This is a genomic window from Variovorax sp. FW305-3-2-15-B-LB1 (assembly GCF_058787635.1).
Window position 1 is genome coordinate 183,577 of the sequence record NZ_JBYSZY010000004.1, and the last position, 18,253, is coordinate 201,829.

Below are 18,253 nucleotides of genomic sequence, written 5' to 3' on the forward strand. Positions count from 1 at the left end.
TCAGGCCGACGGCAGGCGTTGCATGAGGCAGCTCATCAGCACCGGCTCGTTGTCGATCTTCGAGCGATCGATCTTGCGGGTCTTGCCGTTGGCGACGATGAGCAGGTGCTCGTCGACGTCCATCGCTTCGGCGTCCGACTGCGTGCGGATGGTGTCTATGCTCGACCACGCGATGAGCTGGCCCTTGTGCACCAGCCCTTCGGCATTGAGGGCCAGCGCGCCGAAGGGCACGGTGTCGCCGGCATGGAGGCGCCGCTCCACGTCGTGGCGCAGCACCTCGCCGACGGCCTCTTCCACTTCGGCGACGAGCGCATACGGGTCGTCCCACAGGTCGAGCCGAAGGCGCAGCGTCTGGCCGTCGCGGGTGGTGAGCAGCAGGTGGTTGCGGTTGTGGCGATGGCGCAGCCGCGTCACGTCGGCAAAGGCAACCGTCTGCGTGCCCAGCTGCAGGCCGTGCGCGGTCAGCGTCAGCACCTGCGGGGTGCGCAGCCACGCGAAGAAGTCGCTGCCCTTCCAGCAGATCAGGTAGATCGCGGCCGGGATCGCCAGCACCAGCACGAAGAAGGCGCCCTTGTAGCGCACGAAGTCCGGCGTGATGAGGTACGGAAGGATGTAGATCTTTGCCGGCACCAGCACCATGGCGCAGAAGACATAGATCGCGGCCAGGCCGGCCAGCACACAGTAGAACGCGTAGCGCGGAAAGATGCGGTCGTGACGAAGGGGCATGTGAAGCAAGTACCCAATGCGTCGACAACGGGCGTGATGGCGTGGAGCTGAATTGCGCGCACGACCATACCAGCGGGAAGCGTCGCTCCCGAGGCTGCGCACGCGTTAATGCATCTTTTTTTTGAGCCGGCAACGCTCGTTGCGAAACCAGTTAACCAAGAAGATTTAAGTTTGATACCCGCTTCTACACAAGCGCTGCTTAAGCATTCATGGCAACTCTGCAAGCGGCGCGCGGTGTGCCGCCAACGCGCGCCCGCGCATCGGGGCCTGCACATCGCGGAGACAACGGTGCGCCGGGCCCACGTCGTCGCGTGGATGCCAGGCCTGCAGCACCTGCTCGGGCGGCACGGCCACCGGCAGCTTGAACATCGCCAGGCCGAGGCTCCGTGCGACTTCTCGGCCTAGATTCGGGTGCGCGGCGCCCGCCTATCGCTGGCGCACGGTAAGGACGGTGCGCGCGACGTGCTCGCCAAGGTGTATGCGCCGTGCAGTGTGGATGACGCAGTGAATCCGGAGAACGCACCTCAAAACAGTCGACGGTCGGCGGATTGGGCACTTATCGACCATCGGTCAAGTCTTCGTTATTCGGTGAATCGACCTAGACAGTCTTCGGCAGAATTTTCGAGTTGCACTCCCCACCCTCAGGGAAGAGCGCGCGCTTCTTTAGTTCCGAAACGTGATTGCTCCAATCTGACGTGCTTTTGAGCTTCGACAAATCGACACTCTGGATTTTTCGACCTTCACCTGTCCCATACCCGAATTTTGCGAGCCAAACCTCATCTTGCTCGTCGAGCAAGAGCATCGCGTTCTCCTTCGCGGGATCAGCGCCGGCCATGAAGCAACCGGCCGACTTGATCTGCTTCGCCACCAACCTCTGGATTCCGGGGCTTTTCCTGGCAATCGGCGCGGCTGTATCCGAACCATTAGCCGCAGGCGCAAGCACGGGCCAGCCGGCGGAGCTGATGCTGAGTGCAATGTCATCATTTGCGGTCACCGTCATCATCAGCTCTTCTCGGCTGACTTCGGCACGCAATGCACGCTGAACACGGCTCAAGAGCGGAACGCTCTCTTCCCACATCCGCTGGCTGGCCGACGCTACCCCAGGCAGCGACTGAGCTTCGAGACTGACGAACTTGACGCTGGGTTCGTTGCCATACACCTGACGAACTATTTGCCTGATGTCCTGGTGCTTCGCAAAGCAGCTCTCATATTTGGCGTTGCCGTACCAATCGACGCCCTTGTTCGCAACGTCGAGAAAAGATTTCAGGGTGATCGCACGATCCAGCTTGTTCAGTCCGGCTTTGGACAGGACTTGAAGCACGTCGGAACAAGCCTCTGCGAGTTCACCACCCGAAGAGGTCCCCAATCTTTGAAGCAAGTTGGATGGGGCGCCTCCACCCATCAAGATCTGGAGCAAGGTCAGCTGCTCCGGGCGATTCGGATAGGCGAGCACATCGGCGGATCCCACTGTATCGATTGACGGGACCGCCGACTCGGCCGTCAGCGTGGGATCAAACACCGATTTGTAGTACCGGAATTGGAGTCGAACCGTGAACGCTTTTTTGGCTTCTTCGGGGGCAAGTTTCTGCAAGGCTTCGCTGGCCTGCGAAGCCGTCTGTCCACCTTTGGCCTCTCCGATGTAAACCGGCACTTGAACTGTTTGGACACCAGTGTAGATGTGGTCCCTCCAAGTAAGTGACGCGGTCTTCTGTGAAGGCAGGGTGTTGCCAAACTGAAGGTCTATGAACTTCTCCGCTCGATCGAACGCCGGTTTGGTCAATGCCGTGGAAAGGCCAGACACGGTCGTTGCGGCGCCTCCGGTCGCAAAGACCGCCGCCACGGCCAACATCGATTGCGCCGGAGCAACGAGATTTGCCTTGGACTCGGTTGTGGACCGAACGAGCACAGTGAACTTCAGGTCGCCCGGATCGCCAGGACCAATCTTTCTTGTCGGCGTCAAGGGCACAACGAGTTGTTGCGCGGTACTGGCAAGAACGCATCCGCCCGCGTTTTTTCTGCCGTCCAGTGTCAGGAGCATCGTCTCGCGGCCACTTTGCGGTGCATCGAGACCATCAATGACGATAGAGGTCGACAGTTGTATCTCCTTCTTGAAGAAGGTCTTCAACCATCCCGCATCGCCGAGCGCGACACAGCCTTTGTCTTGTGGCAGATCAGTTTCCGCCGTGACCATCACGTAGCCGTCATCTCCCTTGGCATTGAGCAACCAGGAAGGAGGCGTGGCAAAGCGGGAGACATCGGGCGTGCGTGGATAAAAGAACGGACTGGCGCCCCAGGCCGTGAACGACGCAGCAACAAGCAATGAAAAGCCGACGGATTTCAACGTATTCATGGTTCTTTCTGTTCAGGTTTTTGACTCCGTGCAGGAGCAGATTCGTTGCCGCTGTCCGTCGGCCGTTCGAGCGCCCGCCGCAGATCCGGCACAAGCGAAGGGGCGCGGAAGTCCGGCATTCTTCGGGCGCACATGTGTAGAGGAACATCCCACGTTTGGGGGATTTCTTGGCCCGCAAGGCCGCTAGCGCGTCGTCGCCTGCCGCCTGAACTCGCTCGGGCTGCCGCCCGTGTGCGCGCGGAACACGCGGCTGAAGTGCGAGAGGTTGCCGAAGCCCGCGCCCAAGGCGATGTCGGTGATCGAGCGCGCGGCGTTCGCGGGATCGATCAGGTCGCGGATGCTGGCCGCCAGCCGCTGGTGCTGGATGTAGCCGGTGAGCGTGTCGTCGTCGCCCGCGAAGGCCTGGTGCAGCAGGCGCTTGCTGCAACGCAGGGCCAGCGCCATGCCGTCGATCGACAGCGCCGGGTCGCGCAGGTTCTGCGCCACGTGGCGGTGGATGCGGTCTTTGAGCGCCTCGCGCTGGGTCTGGGCGGTGCTGCGGCCCGCCAGCTCCATGAGCGACAGGCGCACCAGCTGGATCAGCAGCTCGCCCGCGCCGCGCGCGGCGGCCTCGCTCATGTGAGGCAGCTCCAGGTAGGTGTTGCGCATGGTCTCCAGCGCCACGCGCGAGATGCCGCTGTCGCCGCCGATGCGCCGCGCCACGAGGTCGCCCAGCGGCAGCGCGGGCGAGGCGATCTGGTCTTTCGGCAGCATCACGATGAGGTGGTCGCTGCGCTCGGGGTTGGCCACGGTGTAGTCGAGCGTGGTGTCGTACAGCGTCCAGCCGCCCGCGCGCACCGCCGCCGCGCGCCCGCGCTGCGTGACCTCGGCCGAGCCCTGCCAGGGCGCGACGATCTTCAGGTAGGGCGCATCGCTCAGGCGCGCCATCTGCGGGGTTCGCAACACGCGATGCCGGTTGGCCTCCAGCCGCGTGAGGATCACGTCGCCCGCGTGCGAGGACGCCAGGTGGCCGTCGAAATCGCTGTCGCCATACAGGTCGGAGCCGAGGCCGCCGAAGTGGCGCCACACCCACTCGCACCACAGTGGCCCGCGTTCCTTCGGCGGGATGGCGTCGGTGGACAGGAGCAGGGACGCGGTCATGGGGCGAAAGCAGTGAAGACGAAAGATTGCAACACGGCAGCGGGATGCCGCGCATTGTGGAGTGCCCGCAAAGCCCTCGCCTTTGCGGGTTAACCACTAGGCGCCTGCACGCTGCGTCAAGTGCTTTGTGCGCGGCAGGCACAGCGGCAAAGGGCGTGCGTTTCTACGATCCCGGTCAGCGGGCGCATACCGACGCCCGGAAGGAGACCCTCATGCTTCACCCGACTCGCCGCCACTGGATTCAGGGCACGGCTACTGCGCTGGGCGCGGCCGCCGTCGCGCCGCAGCTGTTCGCGCAAGGCGCGCCCGTTCGCATCGGCTACGCCATCGCCCGCACCGGCCCCTGGGCCGCGGGCGCGCAAGTGAGCCAGGAACCCAACTACCTGCTGTGGGCCGAGCAGGTCAACGCCGCGGGCGGCCTGTCGGTGAAGGGCACGAAGCGGCCCATCGAGCTCATCGGCTACGACGACCGCAGCGAGACCGAGACCTGCGTGCGCACGTTTGAAAAGCTCATGGGCAGCGACAAGGTCGACCTCGTGCTGCCGCCCTGGGGGTCGGGTGCCAACTTCGCGGTCGCGCCGCTGGCCAACCGCTTCGGCTACCCGCTGCTCGCGCCCACGGCCCTGTCGCGCAAGCTCATCGACATGCGCCTGCCCTTCTTCTTCTCGCTGCTGCAACAGCCCGACAAGATGATGGGCTCGCTGGTCGACATGCTGGTGGCGCAGAACGTGAAGACGATCACCATCGTCTACATGGACGACCTGTTCGGCCTGGAGAACTTCGCGGCGCTGAACAACGCGCTGAAGAAGACGCAGATCCAGGTGCTCGACCGCAAGAGCTACCCGCTGGGCGTGAAAGACCTCGCGCCCGTGCTGCGCACCATGAAGGACCTGAACCCCGACGCCTTCATCGGCATCACCTACCCGCCGGACACCATCCTGGCGAGCCGGCAGGCGCGCGAGGTGGGCTTCAACCCGAAGTACTTCTACGCCTCGGTGGGCACCGCCTTCCAGCTCTACAAGAACGTGATGGCCGCCAACACCGAGGGCGTGATCGGCATGGGCTCGTGGAACGGCAAGACCAGCCCCGAGGCCAAGGCCTACTTCGACGCGCACACGAAGAAGTTCGGCAAGGAGCCCGACCGCTGGGCCAGCGGCCACGCGTGGGCCGGCCTGCAGATCCTGCAGCAGGCGGTGGAGAAAGTGGGCCTGGACCGCAAGGCGCTGCGCGAGCAGATCGCCAAGAACGAGTTCAAGACCATCCTGGGGCCGATCCGCTTCGAGGGCAGCGAGAACGCGTCGATCCCCGGCACCGTGTCGCAGTGGCAGGGCGGCGATTTCGAAGTGGTGTGGCCCAAAGACCGCGCCACCGCGCAACTGATGCCGAAGCCGGCCTGGAAATAACAGCGTGTCGTTCTCTGGATGGGCCGAGCTCCTGGCCGGCGGATTGATCACGGGCGGCATCTATGCGCTGGTGGCCATCGGACTGAACCTGCAGTACGGGCTGATGCGCATCATGAACATCTCGCACGGCGAGTTTTTGATGCTCGGTGCCTTTCTCACCTGGTGGGCGCACACGGCGCTGGGCATCTCGCCGCTGGTGTTCATGCCGGTGGCTTTCGTGCTGCTGATGGCATTGGGCATGGCGGTGCACTGGTTGTGCTTCCGGCAGGTGGCGGCGCGCGCGCCGAACGTCGACGTGTTCGAGGCGCGCAGCCTGATGGTCGGCTTCGGCCTGATGTTCTTCGTGCAGAACACCGCCCTGCTCGTGTGGGGCGGCGACCTGCGCGGCTACGACTACCTGGCCGAACCGGTGCAGCTGGGCGAGATGCGCTTCACGGCCAACAAGCTGGTGCTGTTCGGCGTGGCGCTGGCGCTGAGCCTCGTGCTCATCGCGCTGCTCAAGCTCACGCTGCTGGGCAAGGCAGTGCGCGCGCTGATGCAGTCGCCCACCGGCGCGCAGCTCGTGGGCATCAACACGAAGCGGCTGCACCCGCTGATGTTCGGCATCGGCCTGGGCCTGTCGGGCGTGGCGGGCGCGCTGCTGTCGATGACCTACGAGATCTCGCCCTCGATGGGCGAGCCCTACACCGTGACGGCACTGATCGTCATCACCCTCGGCGGCTTCGGCAGCATCGCGGGCAGCCTCGTCGGCGGCCTGCTGCTGGGCGTGGTGGAAGCGCTGGGCATGTACTACACGAGCCCCTCGCTCAAGATGCTGCTGTCGTATGCCGTGTTCATCGGCGTGCTGATCTGGCGGCCCAACGGACTGTTCTCCAGAAGATGATTTCCCTCTTTCAAAACAAACCGTGGTGGGTGCTTGGCATCGGCCTCGTGCTGGCGGCCGCCGTGCCGTGGGTCGCGAGCGAGTTCATCGCGTCTGTCGCGCTCGGCTGCCTGATGTACATCGCGCTGGCCACGAGCTGGTCGCTGTTCTGCGGTGCCACGCGCTACCTGTCGCTCGCCACCTCGGCCTTCTTCGGCCTGGGTGCGTATGCGAGCGCGACGCTGCTCGAGGTGCTGCCCTGGCCGCTGGTGATCCTGAGCGGCGCGGCCATCGCGAGCGCGGTGGCGGTGCTGATGGGCGCGGCCGTGCTGCACCTGCGCGGCACCTACTTCGCGGTGCTGACCTTCGGCATGACCGAGCTGATCCGCCATGCCGTCACCTTCGTCGAGAAGCAGGTCTCGGGCACCGTGGGCCGCGTGCTCACGGTGGTGCCGTCGAACGAGACGGTGTACCTCACTGTGCTGGCGATTGCGGGAGTTGCGATTGCAACGGCCCTGCTGGTCAAGCGCAGCCGCTTTGGCCTGGCGCTGGCCGGCATCGGCGCCGACGAGCAGCGCGCGCAGACGCTGGGCGTGGACACGCGCCGCGTGAAGATCGCCGGCTTCGCACTCACCGCCGCCTTCGCCGGCGCGGTCGGCGCCGCGATGGCCGTGCGCTGGACCTACATCGAGCCGGCCGCCGTGTTCAGCCCCTTCATCGGCTTCCAGACCGTGCTGATCGCGATGATCGGCGGGGCCGTCAGCATCGGCGGACCGGTGGCCGCAGCCATCGTGTTCAGCCTGCTGTCGGAGACGCTGCGGCTGCAGCTGCCCTACGGCTACATGATGGTGCTGGGGCTGCTGCTGATCCTGTGCGTGATGTACCTGCCCAACGGCCTCGCGTCGCTGTGGCAGCGCAAGGCGGCGGCGTTGCGGAGGCACGCACCATGAAGGCCACGCCGCTTCTCGAAGCCCGCGACCTCACGGTGCGCTTCGGCGGGCTCACCGCCGTCGACACGGTGAGTGCCACGCTGCATGCGGGCGAGCTGGTCGGCATCATCGGCCCCAACGGCGCGGGCAAGACGACCTTCTTCAACGCGATCTCGGGCGTGGTCATGCCGACCTCGGGGCAGCTGCTGGTGGAAGGCGACGTCGACCTCACGCGGCGCGGCCCGCACCTGTACGCCGCCCACGGCATCGCGCGCACCTTCCAGACACCGCGCGTGATGGCCGACATGACGCTCGAGGACAACGTGCGCTTCGGCATGCAGTTCGCGGGGCGCCGCCGCGCGCCCATCGCAGGCCTGGGCAGCACCGGCGAGATCCTCGACATGCTGGGCCTGGGCGGCCTCGCCACGCAGATCGCGGCCGACGTCACGCCCTCGCAGCAGCGGCTGCTCGAGATCGGCATGGCGCTCGGCACCCGGCCGCGCGTGCTGCTGCTCGACGAAGTGGCGGCCGGCCTCACCGAGGCGGAGGTCGATGCCATGGCGCGGCGCATCCGCCGCCTGCGCGACGACCACGGCCTCGCCGTCGTGTGGATCGAGCACGCGGCGACCACGCTGCTGAAGTACGTCGAGCGCGTGCTGGTGCTGCACCAGGGCCGCAAGATCGCCGACGGCACGCCGGCCGAGGTCGTGCGCAATGCCGAGGTGATCGAGGCCTACCTGGGCGACGAGATGGAGGCCACGGCATGAGCGGCACATTCATGACCGTGCGCGGCCTCTCGGCCGGCTACCACGGCTTCCAGGTCATCCAGGGCCTGGACCTCGACGTGACGCCCGGCGTCACCGTCGTGCTCGGGCCCAACGGCGCGGGCAAGACCACGCTGCTCAAGGCGCTCGCGGGGCTGCTGCCGCGCACGGGCGACGCGGTGCTCGACGGTGCGGCCTTGCCGTCCGCCGATGCCACAGCCTGCGTGCGGCGTGGCCTCGCGCTGGTGGCAGAAGGTAGGCAGCTGTTCCCGCAGATGACCGTCACCGAGAACCTCGAGCTCGGCGGCTGGCTCATCCCCGCGCGGCTGCGCGCCGAGCGGCTCGCGCGCGCCTTCGATGACTTTCCGCGCCTGAAGGAACGCGCCACGCAGCTCGCCGGCACCATGAGCGGCGGCGAGCAGCAGATGGTCGCCGTGGCGCGCGCCCTGATGAGCGGGCCGCGCCTGCTGATGCTCGACGAGCCCTCGCTCGGCCTGGCGCCGCGCATGGTCGACGAGCTGCTCGCCATCGTGCGCCGCATCGCCGACCAGGGCGTGACCGTGCTCATGGTCGAGCAGAACGTGCGCAAGGCCTTGCAGGCCGCCGACCGCGGCTACGTGCTCGAACGCGGGCGCGTCGTCGCCTCGGGCGAAGCGCAGGCGCTGCTGCATTCCGACGCCGTGCGCCAGGCCTACCTGGGCGTGGCCTGAACACCCTCTTCCTCTTTCTTGCAAAGGACACCCATGACCGACATCTCCATGCTCATCGACGGCGAACGCCGCGCGGCCACCGGCGGCGCCACCTTCGAGCGCCGCAACCCGCTGGACGGCGGCATCGCCACGCGCGCCCCCGCCGCCACGCCGGCCGACGCCGTGGCCGCTGTCGACGCCGCGCAGCGCGCCTTCGCCACCTGGTCGCAGACCGGCCCCAACGAACGCCGCGCCCTGCTGCTCAAGGCTGCGCACGCACTCGAAGCGCGCGCCGACGCCTTCGTGCAGGCCATGGCGCGCGAAACCGGAGCCTCGGCGCTGTGGGCCGGCTTCAACGTGCACCTGGCGGCCGGCATCCTCACCGAGGCCGCGTCGCTCACCACGCAGATCGCGGGCGAGGTCATCCCGTCCGACGTGCCCGGCAGCCTTGCCATGGGCGTGCGCCAGGCCGCCGGCGTGGTGCTGGGCATTGCGCCCTGGAACGCCCCCGTGATCCTGGCCACGCGCGCCATCGCCACGCCGCTGGCCTGCGGCAACACCGTCGTGCTCAAGGGCTCCGAGCTGTGCCCCGAGACGCACGCGCTCATCATCGAAGCGCTGGCCGAGGCCGGCCTGCCCAAGGGCACGGTCAACTTCGTCACCAACGCGCCCGCCGACGCGGGCGCCGTGGTCGAAGCCATGGTCGCGCACCCGGCGGTGCGGCGCGTCAACTTCACCGGCTCCACGCGCGTGGGCCGCCTCATCGCGCAGACCTGCGCCACCTACCTGAAACCCGCCGTGCTCGAACTCGGCGGCAAGGCGCCCTTCGTGGTGCTCGACGACGCAGACGTCGACGCGGCGGTGAACGCTGCCATCTTCGGCTCGTTCGCCAACTCGGGGCAGATCTGCATGTCAACCGAACGCATCGTGGTCGACAACGCGGTGGCCGACGAGTTCGTCTCTAAGTTCGCGGCGCGCGCGCGGGCGTTGCCTCTGGGCGATCCGCGTGAAGGCCCGGTGGTGCTCGGCTCGGTGGTCGACATGAGCACGGTGAAGCGCTGCAACGCGCTCATCGATGATGCGCTGGCCAAGGGCGCGACGCTGGTGTGCGGAGGCAAAGCCGAGAACACGCTGATGCCGGCGACCGTGCTCGACCATGTGACGCCGGCGATGGAGATCTACCGCGAGGAATCCTTCGGTCCAGTGAAGGCCGTGGTGCGCGTCAACGGCGTGGAGGAAGCCGTGACCATCGCCAACGACAACGAGTTCGGCCTGTCGTCAGCGGTGTTCGGCCGCGACGTGGCGCGTGCATGGAACGTGGCGCAGCGCATCGAGGCGGGGATCTGCCACGTCAACGGGCCGACGGTGCACGACGAGGCGCAGATGCCGTTTGGCGGTGTCAAGTCGTCAGGGTACGGGCGGTTCGGTGGGCGGGCCGGCGTCGAAGCGTTCACGGAGCTGCGGTGGATCACGGTGCAGACGACGCCTCGGCACTATCCGTTCTGAACAAGGGAGCGGCAGGGCGCCGCCCCGCCGTTCCGATCAAGCCGTCATCGGCTCCCGCGATTCCCTTTCGGCGGGCCGACGGTTCTGGGTCAGCCGTGTCTCGTCCGCGCCCGCATACACACGGCGGTAGCGCAAGTAGCCGGCCCCCCATGCATACCATTCGCGCCCTTCCGTGAATTCGGGCGCGTACTCGCCCTTGGTCAGGTACAGGTTCACCCATTGCTCCTGCCGGCGCGTCAGCCCGGCGGGCGCCCCGCCCCTGGGTGGATCGATCTGCCCGTGCGCCTCGTCCGCCCTTTTCTTCCGGGCCACCAGTTTTTCGAGCTGCTCCTTGAACTCGGCCGCTTCGGGCCCGGTGAGCTTGAACCATGCATGCGAGTCGTGCACGCGGTCTTCGAACAGCTTGCTGGTGAGCACGGGCTCATTCCAGTACGGCTCGATGCGCCCCCACTCGCCGACCCGCTCCGAATCGATGCCGGGCACGTTGTCGACTTCGTGCGGCGTGCCGTCGGGGCTGTTGCGGCCGCTGATCCGCTTCTTTTTCTTGAGCCAGGCTTCGAAGTCCTTCGCTTCCTTGACGAACTGCTCGTCGGCCGACTTGAGGTCCGCCTGGTCTTCCTTCGAAGCGCGCAAAACGAACGGCATCGTGGCCGCGTGGCCAGCCCAGGACTTGCGCCACTGGATGAACAGCTTGCGCTGTTCCGCCATGATGTCGCGCAGCACCCCTTGCTTGACCCGGCATACGGCAAGGTAAGCGTTGAAGTCCCGGATCAGGTCCTTGGCGACCATGAACTGCTTCTGGATGACTGGGCGTGCCAGTTCCAGTTTCAGGGGCACGCCCAAGATTCGTGCTTCGCGGTACATCAGGGCCAAGGGAATGCGCGAAAGCATGTCCTCGCCCGCCTCATCGATCCCCTTGCCCTGCTCCTTCGGCATGTAGCCTCCGCCGACGTCCGAGTGCATGCCAGGGCACACCCACTCCCGAGAGTTCTCAGGCAACGTATTGCCGACATGAATGGAATCCGATGGAAAGCTGCGACGGAACTCATGCGCGGCCACGATGTGCAGGCAGGGCACGTCGGCCGGGATGCGCATCGAAGTGTCAGCGTCAGCCCAGCCGCCATGGCCGTCGGCGAAAAGGGACGAGGCCGCCACACCGACCGACGCGACGGTATCGAACAGTCCCAGGAAGTCGAAGGTCACCGGAAACGATGCCAGCGTCGGCCCGGTCTGCCCACGGAGTTCGGCATCGATCTCGCACATCGCGAGAAACCAGTTGACGAAGACCCGTGCCTCCGCCGCACCTCGCGAAAAGCCGAATGCGCTGACGAAGATGCGTTGCACGCGCCCTGGATCAACCTTGCTGCACTGACCCGTTGTGGGATCGATCATGTGCGGCTTGACCGACTCGTGCAGCTTGTTGAGCATCGCTTCGAGCGTGCGACGATTCTTGTTCTCGCGTTGGCGTTTGTCGGCGGGCCCTTTGCCCGCTTCCAGCAGCTCCTCCCGCCCGAGGTCGAAAGCCTTGCAAAACTTCAGCACTTCTTCGGTTGAGAACAGCCCTGGTCCGTTGCCGCTTCGGGTGAGGTAGCGGTAGACGCAGTTGAGCGCTTGCGCCAGCGCCCACAGGATGCGGCGCTCGCCGTAGAGCGCCGTGGCGTTGCCCAGCAGCGCGTCCTTGCCGGTGCCGCTGTCGTCCACCTGCGTGAACGGCGTCCCCACGCCCGGCACATACACCTTGAAGAACTGCTGGTAGTTGTCGGGGTTCGTGGTCCACTGCGCATCGGGGTCGGCTGGCACCCCGGGCACATGCTGGCCTGGATAGGCACCGTACAGGCGCGCGACGTTGGAATGCGTGTGATCCTTTTCTCTGGTGCTGCGGTCGTAGTTGTTGCGCGTGCCGTCGAAGAAGAAGCCCATGAAGAGGTTCACGTCACAGGACTTGCCGGGCTGACCGATGGGGCGCAACTCCCGACCTATCTCGTAATTTCTTCTGATGCGTTCACTTTGATCCCCTCCGAAAAATCGCTCTCGGTTCAAAAGATCTGAAAAAGCAAGCTCATCAAGTGAGGAAATGAGCTGCGCAGTCATGGCTTCACCTTCATGAGGTGCTCGACCTTTTCGCGTGAGTACTGCAGTGATTTTTCCTTCCACTGACGTTCGTGGATGAGAAATTCCGGGTCGGCTGGGCCAGTAAACATCTGGAGTTCTTTGGGAGGTCGTTTTTGCTTTCGCTCTTCCAAGTAGAAGTCCCAAGTCTTCTTGAGAGACGCCAATGGGTCCTGATTGAATTCATCCATGGACTTCTTGCTTGCGTTGAGACTCTCCTGCGCCAACCGCATGTCTCGCTCCCACAACTCACGTTGAAAGGCCAATGAAGGCTTGGGCCACCCCTTGATCTTCCCGGGCCACTCGTCGCCATTGGGACGGTACGCGGTTGAAACCACCCCCACCGTTCCATCGGGATAGTTGATGAACCACACATCCCCTGCCTTGCCGCTCTTGTCGTAAGGCGGCAGATCGACGATGAAGGTCTGGCGCGGCCGATAGTCGCCCGCCTTGTTGTCGTAGCTCTGCAGGATCACACCGACCTGGATGCCAGGCGCCCACATCTTCGGCACGTTGTAGCAACAGATCACGCCTCCTGCGGCAAACGGACCGATCTCTTCGGAAGCGACCACGGTCTGCTTCGGGTCCTTGGGATCGAACAGCCGGTAACGGATGTCCTGGTCGGTGTAGTTGACGCCGCTGACCGAGGCCGGAACCGTGTCAGCACGACCGGTGGCACATCCTGCCGTAGCCAGGGATGCAAGAAGCGCGAGGGGAAGGAGCCAGTTTTTGAGAATCATCTGTTGTTCCTGCGGCAATGCGCTAGACCATCAAGGCGCGCAGCGCTTCATGGTCCGGGCCAGCGCCGTGGCTGAGTTCGGGGTGCTGCCAAAAAACTTCACACAGCCTCATCCGTTGCGCCACCGTGTCGAACTGCATGGCATCGGCTGCGGCGAGCCCGCATACAGCCAGTGCGTGCAGCACCGAGGGCCGGTGCTGCGCTTCGTAGGCTGGCGAGAGTTGAAGCAGGTTCGCGATCACTTCATCCGCTTCGCTGCCGGCAATGAGCACCGCGCATTGATCACCGTCGAGTACCGGTGCGCATGGAGCCAGCGACGTGGATGCCATTTTCCCCGGGGCAAGGAAAGTGCTCCAGCTGGCGTCGCGCCGACGGAAATGCCATGTGGCTCCGGGACCGCAGAACGCCATCTGCTGCAACGGCGACAGCGCGGCCAGCACATCCGGCAGGCGGCGCGTGTCGGGAAAGCGCAGCACGAAATACTGCCCGTCCGCATTCACGATGCACCAGGGGCTCAGGCGTTCGAACAGCGATTCGAGCGGTTCGTTCGAGCGGATGAAGCTGAGCATCGGCAAGCCATTCGTCAGCAGCAGCACACGATCGAGCAAGGGCCTCTCGACGGCATCGATGTTCAGCAGAACCGGTGAATGCCGGATCGCTTCGTCTGAAGCGCCGGGCATGTTCTCGTAGAGCGACCGCCAAGAGCCGGAACCCAGGTGGCTCTCGAGCAGCTGATGGCATTGCGGAGCGAATGCGCAATCGATCAAGGCGTAGCGAAATCCCTCGGTGCCGGAGGCAAGAGGGCCGTCGTCCGCAAACAGGGCGTCGATCCATCCGGGTACGTGCTTGTCGATCAGGTTCATCGTGCGTTACTCCACCTGGGTGAAGGCCGGCGCCGACTTGAGCGACTTCAGGAGGCACGCCACGCAGATGCTCTTGGGGAATGCCGGCAGCGGGTAGCTCTTCTGCACCGGCCCAGCCAACTTCCGCTGCACCGAGTGATAAGTGATCTTCCCCGGACACTCGAAGGTGATGTCCCCATCCTGCAGCGTGATCGACGCGCCCTGCGCCGTCGCGATGCGGATCTTCTTCTTGGCCGCGAACTCCACCGTCTGGTCGGTGCTGGCGATCTTCAGGGCCTCCTTGGCCTGCACGCGCAACTCGTCGTGCTGCGCCTGGAAGTCCAGGTCGTCGTTGCCCGCGATGACCGACAGGCCCGTGTCGGCATCGGCCTTCTGCGCCCCGGCCAGAACCCCGATGGCCTGGCCGCTGTGCACGCGCAGCACGTCGGCCAGCGCCAGGTTGATGTCGCCGCCGCTGGCCAGCGTGGCGGTCTCGCCGCTGACGACCTGCAGCTGCTGGCCCGCCACCATCGCCAGGCCGCCGCGCGCAGCCAGTGCGATCACGGCGTCGCTGGTGTGGGGCACCTTGCCTTCGCCCGTGGCGACGGCCTTGTCGGACGCATCTGTGTAGGCGGCATCGAGCGCATCGGCGGCGACCATGCCGCTGGCGGTGCGCTCCATCGCGGCGTACGGCGCGCGTTCCTTGTCCAGCTGCGATTCGTCGGCCTTGCCGGCCCCGATGTGCCCGGCCAGCTGCACGGTCTCGTGGGTCCTGGCGGCATCGCTCAGGGCCTGGCCCAGCTGCTGCACCTGCTTGAGCAGCGCCATGCCGGCGGCGAAGTCGCCCACGGGCTCCAGCTTCTGGCCGCCTGCGCCGTGGTACGTGCTCAGCAGCACGCCCTTGCCGCCGCGCAGGGCCGCATAGCCGTCGGTACGCAGCTCCAGCCCCTGGCCTCGGAAGCTGCCGCGGAAGTTGTCGGCCTGGTGGATCAGGTGGCCCAGGTTCAGCTGGCTGTGGGCGGTGCTGGCGTGCAGCTGCACGCGCAGCTGCTGGTTCGAATCGTCGAACACCAATTGGCTGAAGCCCTCGCCGCCGAACTCCTTGGTCTTGAAGCCGCTGAGGGCCGCTGCATTGCGGTGGCCCTTGTCGTCGGCGCTGGCGCCGTGCCAGGGCGGGGCGTGGCCCGCCGCGAGGTTGGCCTGGGCGCTGGGCGAGGCGTTACCCGCGTGGGCGAAGACATCTTCATTGGTTTCACCGGCTCGCGATACGCCACCGGGCGTGGGGGCGATGCCGCCGTCGCCGCGGCCGTTGTACAGCGCGCCGACGATGACGGGCTGGTCCACATCCAGGTCGACGAACTTGACCAGCACTTCCTGCCCGATGCGCGGCAGCCACTGCCAGCCCATGCCGGGGCCGGCCTGGCGCTGGGCCACGCGGATCCAGCGGGTGCTGCGGTTGTCCTGGGCGTTGTCGCCGTTGCTGCTGTCGCTGGCGTTGTTCTGCCAGTGGAAGCGCACGCGCACGTCGCCGCGGTCGTTGCAGTACAGCTCGTCGGCGCCATTGGGCGAGGTCTCGCCCGAGGGCCCGACCACGATGGCGCTGTGCACGCCGCTGGCCGTGGGTCTGGCGTGCAGGCGGGCACCGTCGGCTGCCGCCAGTGCGGGGCGCCAGGGGCGCGGGGCGTGCACGCCCGAGAAGCTGTTGGCGTAGCCCTGGGCCTGCGCGGTTGCGAGGCTCTGGGGCTGCGGGTAGATGTGGTTGTCGTTGCTCGTTGCCACTGCTGCAGACACCAGCCCGAACACATCGGACTCGGCCGTCACGGATGCGCACGGCTGATCGAACAGCAGGTGTTCCGTCAGCTCGCCCAGCTGCGCCGCAATCGACGCGGCCGTGTCCTTGGGCAGGTTGTTGATGCCCACATGCTCGATGGTGTCCAGCAGCAGTGCCGGCTTGGCCTGCAGCCCGAGTGCAGGTGCGTCGTCGATCTCGAGGCGCGTGCCCGCGCGCAGGGTGCGCACGGTGCTGTGGCCCAGCATCAGGTCGGCGCGGCATTCGGCCGCTTCCATCATCAATGCGGCGTAGCGCTCGACGGTGCGGTTGGTGTCCCAGCCGCGGCTGCGGTCGTTCAGGCCGAGCACGTCGTCGTATTCCAGGCGCGGGGCGTTCTTGCCGCCGACCGGAAAGCGCGCCGGGGCGCTGCCTGTGAGCTGGCGCTTGCCGTCGACGTTCCAGGCGCTCAAATGCACCTGGGCCACCGACTGGCGCATGCGGCGCACCAGCGCCTGCACGGCGTCGCTGCGTTCCTGCGAACTCTTGCGGTGAAAGCGAACGGGCGAGCCCGCATCGGCGGGCTGGGTGTCGTTGGACGAGAAGATCACGAGCTTGTGGCCCGTCGGGGCCTGGGCATCTTCCTCGATGCGCCAGGCCAGGCCTTCTTCGGCCAGCAGGCGCGAGAAGAAGTCGTAGTCGCTCTCGCGGTACTGGGTGCAGTAGGTGCGAACGGGGGCGTCGGCGAGGAAACCGTTCACTTCGGAAGAGAAGGCCCAGCTGCCGGCTTCGGCGTACGGCGCGAGCACGCGCTCGATGATGTCCGCGACGCTGCGCTGTTGGAAGACCTGGCTGCGCCCCTGCTGGGTGGCCAGCCAGAGCCAGGGCACGAGCGTGAGGCGGTAGCGCGCCAGGCCGCCGTCGGCGCCCAGCGATTCGACGGCGCGGATCAAGCCCGTACGTCGTGCGAGTGAACCATTGGCCAGCACGGTGACCAGCGTCAGAGGTTGATCAACCAGCGATGACAGCGCCAGGTCCGCACGCAGGCTCAGGCACACGATGCGCAGCTCGAACAGCTGCGACACCGCCTCGCGCTGCACCCAGCCTTCCACGCGCAAGGCGTCGATGCTCTCGCGCGCGGCGCTGTTGGAGGACGACGAAGCACTCGGCGCTTCGAGGCGGTACAGCCGCGCCGTCTGGCTCAGCTCGGCCCACAGGGCGCTGCGGTCAGCGGATGGTGACGACGAACGCATGCGCACAGGCACGCTGCCGTGGTTGGACATGAAACTCCCCGAACTTATTTTTCTTCCCCGCGTTGCGCGGGGTGGCATGCGTCCGATTGTCGGAGTCCCGGTGGCCCGAGCGTAAGTACCTGAAAGTAGCACCCGGCGATGCAGGACGGCGCCTCAAGCCGGCGAATGCATGCCGCTGCCCTGGCGCCCTTCTTCCGCTGCCGCCACCAGCCGCAGCCCGGCGCGCACGCGCGCCAGCGTCTCGTTCTCACGCTGCGGTGCATACACCGCGTGGGCCGAGTGCGAGAACTCGGGCGCGCCCTCCACCAGCCGCAGCCGGCCATCGGCCAGGAAGGGCCGCGCGACGCCGATGCGGAAGTAGCCCGCGCCGCCCACGGCAAGCAGGTAGGTGAGCGCCAGCGGCCCGAGCGAGATCGACACCGGCGCGTGGGCCAGCTCCGGAAACACGGCCTCGTGGTTGGCCGCGAAGGCCGGGCCCCAGTCGACCGACACGTAGCGCGTGCGGTCGAGCCGGCCTTCGGGGTCGGTGGTGACCATCACCAGCCGCTCCTCGGCCAGCAGTTCGGCCACGAGGCCGGGGCGCTGCGGCGGGTTGTAGAGCACGGCCAGGTCGAGCGCGCCGCCCTGCACGGCGTCGAGTAGGCGCTGGGCGCTGTCGACCTCGGCGCGCAGCGCGATCTCGGGGCAGACGCGGTGCATCCAGATCAGCCAGTCGGCCAGCAGCGGATGCCACAGGCTGGGCTCGCTGCCCACGCTCACGCCCTCCTCGATCCCCGGCGGCAGCGCGACATGCTGGCGCGCGCGCTCCCACACCTGCACCAGCGTGGTCGCGTGGGCCACGAAGCGCTCGCCCGAGGCGGTGAGCCGCGCGCCGGCCTTGTTGCGCACGAACAGGCGCCGCCCGAGCTGGTCTTCGAGCAGGCGGATGCGCGCGCTGACGGCGGTCTGCGTCAGGTGCAGCCGCTCGGCCGCGGCCACGAAGCTGCCGGTGGCCGCGACTTCGAGAAAGGTCCGGGCGAGGCCGATGTCCATCGGATTCATATTAGTTTTTTTGCACTCATTTGCAATGAACATTCATTGGCTTGGGGAGAAGCATCGGTTCACCATGGGCATGCACACGTTTCCAGGAGCCTTGTCCCATGCGTCCCCTGCCGCCCATGCCCCACGCCTGCC

14 protein-coding genes are annotated in these 18,253 nt (G+C 66.4%); 6 read left to right on the top strand and 8 right to left on the bottom strand.

The window, feature by feature from the left end:
- The 3 genes from AC3WQR_RS04570 to AC3WQR_RS04580 all read right to left on the bottom strand — a co-directional run bounded on the left by AC3WQR_RS04570 (position 1) and on the right by AC3WQR_RS04580 (position 4,216).
- A complete protein-coding gene (locus tag AC3WQR_RS04570) occupies positions 1-726 on the bottom strand; it encodes a hypothetical protein (RefSeq protein ID WP_095949419.1) in 726 nt (241 codons plus the stop codon).
- A 598-nt stretch (positions 727-1,324) separates the two neighbouring features.
- Positions 1,325-3,076, bottom strand: a complete 1,752-nt coding sequence (locus AC3WQR_RS04575; RefSeq protein ID WP_492741251.1) for a hypothetical protein — start codon at positions 3,074-3,076, stop codon at positions 1,325-1,327.
- Between the two features lie 183 nt (positions 3,077-3,259).
- Positions 3,260-4,216, bottom strand: coding sequence for an AraC-like ligand-binding domain-containing protein (locus AC3WQR_RS04580; RefSeq protein WP_492741252.1), 957 nt, complete (start codon positions 4,214-4,216; stop codon positions 3,260-3,262).
- Positions 4,217-4,428: 212 nt separating this feature from the next.
- On the opposite strand from AC3WQR_RS04580, the gene AC3WQR_RS04585 reads away from it, so the two are divergent.
- Genes AC3WQR_RS04585 through AC3WQR_RS04610 form a run of 6 tightly spaced genes read left to right on the top strand, consistent with a single transcriptional unit; the run spans position 4,429 to position 10,369 of the window.
- Positions 4,429-5,619, top strand: coding sequence for an amino acid ABC transporter substrate-binding protein (locus AC3WQR_RS04585; RefSeq protein WP_492741253.1), 1,191 nt, complete (start codon positions 4,429-4,431; stop codon positions 5,617-5,619).
- Between the two features lie 4 nt (positions 5,620-5,623).
- A complete protein-coding gene (locus tag AC3WQR_RS04590; protein ID WP_062478682.1) occupies positions 5,624-6,502 on the top strand; it encodes a branched-chain amino acid ABC transporter permease in 879 nt (292 codons plus the stop codon).
- Positions 6,499-7,431, top strand: coding sequence for a branched-chain amino acid ABC transporter permease (locus tag AC3WQR_RS04595; protein WP_492741254.1), 933 nt, complete (start codon positions 6,499-6,501; stop codon positions 7,429-7,431). Before AC3WQR_RS04590 ends, AC3WQR_RS04595 begins: the two co-directional genes overlap by 4 nt.
- Positions 7,428-8,177: an ABC transporter ATP-binding protein gene (locus AC3WQR_RS04600; protein WP_492741255.1), complete on the top strand. Its 750-nt coding sequence runs from the start codon at positions 7,428-7,430 to the stop codon at positions 8,175-8,177. The genes AC3WQR_RS04595 and AC3WQR_RS04600 overlap by 4 nt, the downstream gene beginning before the upstream one ends.
- Positions 8,174-8,884 (top strand): ABC transporter ATP-binding protein, encoded by a 711-nt coding sequence (locus tag AC3WQR_RS04605; protein ID WP_492741256.1) that lies wholly within the window; start codon positions 8,174-8,176, stop codon positions 8,882-8,884. The genes AC3WQR_RS04600 and AC3WQR_RS04605 overlap by 4 nt, the downstream gene beginning before the upstream one ends.
- A gap of 33 nt (positions 8,885-8,917) precedes the next feature.
- On the top strand, positions 8,918-10,369 hold the full coding sequence (locus AC3WQR_RS04610) for an aldehyde dehydrogenase (RefSeq protein ID WP_492741257.1): 1,452 nt from the start codon (positions 8,918-8,920) through the stop codon (positions 10,367-10,369).
- Positions 10,370-10,405: 36 nt separating this feature from the next.
- On the opposite strand, the gene AC3WQR_RS04615 is transcribed toward AC3WQR_RS04610, so the two are convergent.
- The 5 genes from AC3WQR_RS04615 to AC3WQR_RS04635 all read right to left on the bottom strand — a co-directional run bounded on the left by AC3WQR_RS04615 (position 10,406) and on the right by AC3WQR_RS04635 (position 18,121).
- Complete coding sequence (locus AC3WQR_RS04615; RefSeq protein ID WP_492741258.1) at positions 10,406-12,460, bottom strand: T6SS phospholipase effector Tle1-like catalytic domain-containing protein; 2,055 nt, start codon at positions 12,458-12,460, stop codon at positions 10,406-10,408.
- Entirely contained in the window at positions 12,457-13,218 is a 762-nt protein-coding gene (locus AC3WQR_RS04620) for a DUF3304 domain-containing protein (RefSeq protein ID WP_492741259.1), read from the bottom strand. The genes AC3WQR_RS04615 and AC3WQR_RS04620 overlap by 4 nt, the downstream gene beginning before the upstream one ends.
- Positions 13,219-13,240: 22 nt before the next feature.
- On the bottom strand, positions 13,241-14,080 hold the full coding sequence (locus tag AC3WQR_RS04625; protein WP_492741260.1) for a DUF4123 domain-containing protein: 840 nt from the start codon (positions 14,078-14,080) through the stop codon (positions 13,241-13,243).
- Between the two features lie 6 nt (positions 14,081-14,086).
- On the bottom strand, positions 14,087-17,110 hold the full coding sequence (locus AC3WQR_RS04630) for a type VI secretion system Vgr family protein (protein ID WP_492741261.1): 3,024 nt from the start codon (positions 17,108-17,110) through the stop codon (positions 14,087-14,089).
- Between the two features lie 123 nt (positions 17,111-17,233).
- Positions 17,234-18,121: a LysR family transcriptional regulator gene (locus AC3WQR_RS04635; RefSeq protein WP_492741262.1), complete on the bottom strand. Its 888-nt coding sequence runs from the start codon at positions 18,119-18,121 to the stop codon at positions 17,234-17,236.
- Between the last annotated feature and the right edge of the window lie 132 nt (positions 18,122-18,253).

Coding starts and splice junctions, on each gene's coding strand:
- AC3WQR_RS04605 (WP_492741256.1), top strand. CDS start 8,174: ATGAGCGGCACATTCATGACCGTGCGCGGCCTCTCGGCCGGCTACCAC.
- AC3WQR_RS04580 (WP_492741252.1), bottom strand. CDS start 4,216: ATGACCGCGTCCCTGCTCCTGTCCACCGACGCCATCCCGCCGAAGGAA.
- AC3WQR_RS04620 (WP_492741259.1), bottom strand. CDS start 13,218: ATGATTCTCAAAAACTGGCTCCTTCCCCTCGCGCTTCTTGCATCCCTG.
- AC3WQR_RS04610 (WP_492741257.1), top strand. CDS start 8,918: ATGACCGACATCTCCATGCTCATCGACGGCGAACGCCGCGCGGCCACC.
- AC3WQR_RS04635 (WP_492741262.1), bottom strand. CDS start 18,121: ATGAATCCGATGGACATCGGCCTCGCCCGGACCTTTCTCGAAGTCGCG.
- AC3WQR_RS04575 (WP_492741251.1), bottom strand. CDS start 3,076: ATGAATACGTTGAAATCCGTCGGCTTTTCATTGCTTGTTGCTGCGTCG.
- AC3WQR_RS04625 (WP_492741260.1), bottom strand. CDS start 14,080: ATGAACCTGATCGACAAGCACGTACCCGGATGGATCGACGCCCTGTTT.
- AC3WQR_RS04595 (WP_492741254.1), top strand. CDS start 6,499: ATGATTTCCCTCTTTCAAAACAAACCGTGGTGGGTGCTTGGCATCGGC.
- AC3WQR_RS04585 (WP_492741253.1), top strand. CDS start 4,429: ATGCTTCACCCGACTCGCCGCCACTGGATTCAGGGCACGGCTACTGCG.
- AC3WQR_RS04615 (WP_492741258.1), bottom strand. CDS start 12,460: ATGACTGCGCAGCTCATTTCCTCACTTGATGAGCTTGCTTTTTCAGAT.
- AC3WQR_RS04600 (WP_492741255.1), top strand. CDS start 7,428: ATGAAGGCCACGCCGCTTCTCGAAGCCCGCGACCTCACGGTGCGCTTC.
- AC3WQR_RS04570 (WP_095949419.1), bottom strand. CDS start 726: ATGCCCCTTCGTCACGACCGCATCTTTCCGCGCTACGCGTTCTACTGT.
- AC3WQR_RS04630 (WP_492741261.1), bottom strand. CDS start 17,110: ATGTCCAACCACGGCAGCGTGCCTGTGCGCATGCGTTCGTCGTCACCA.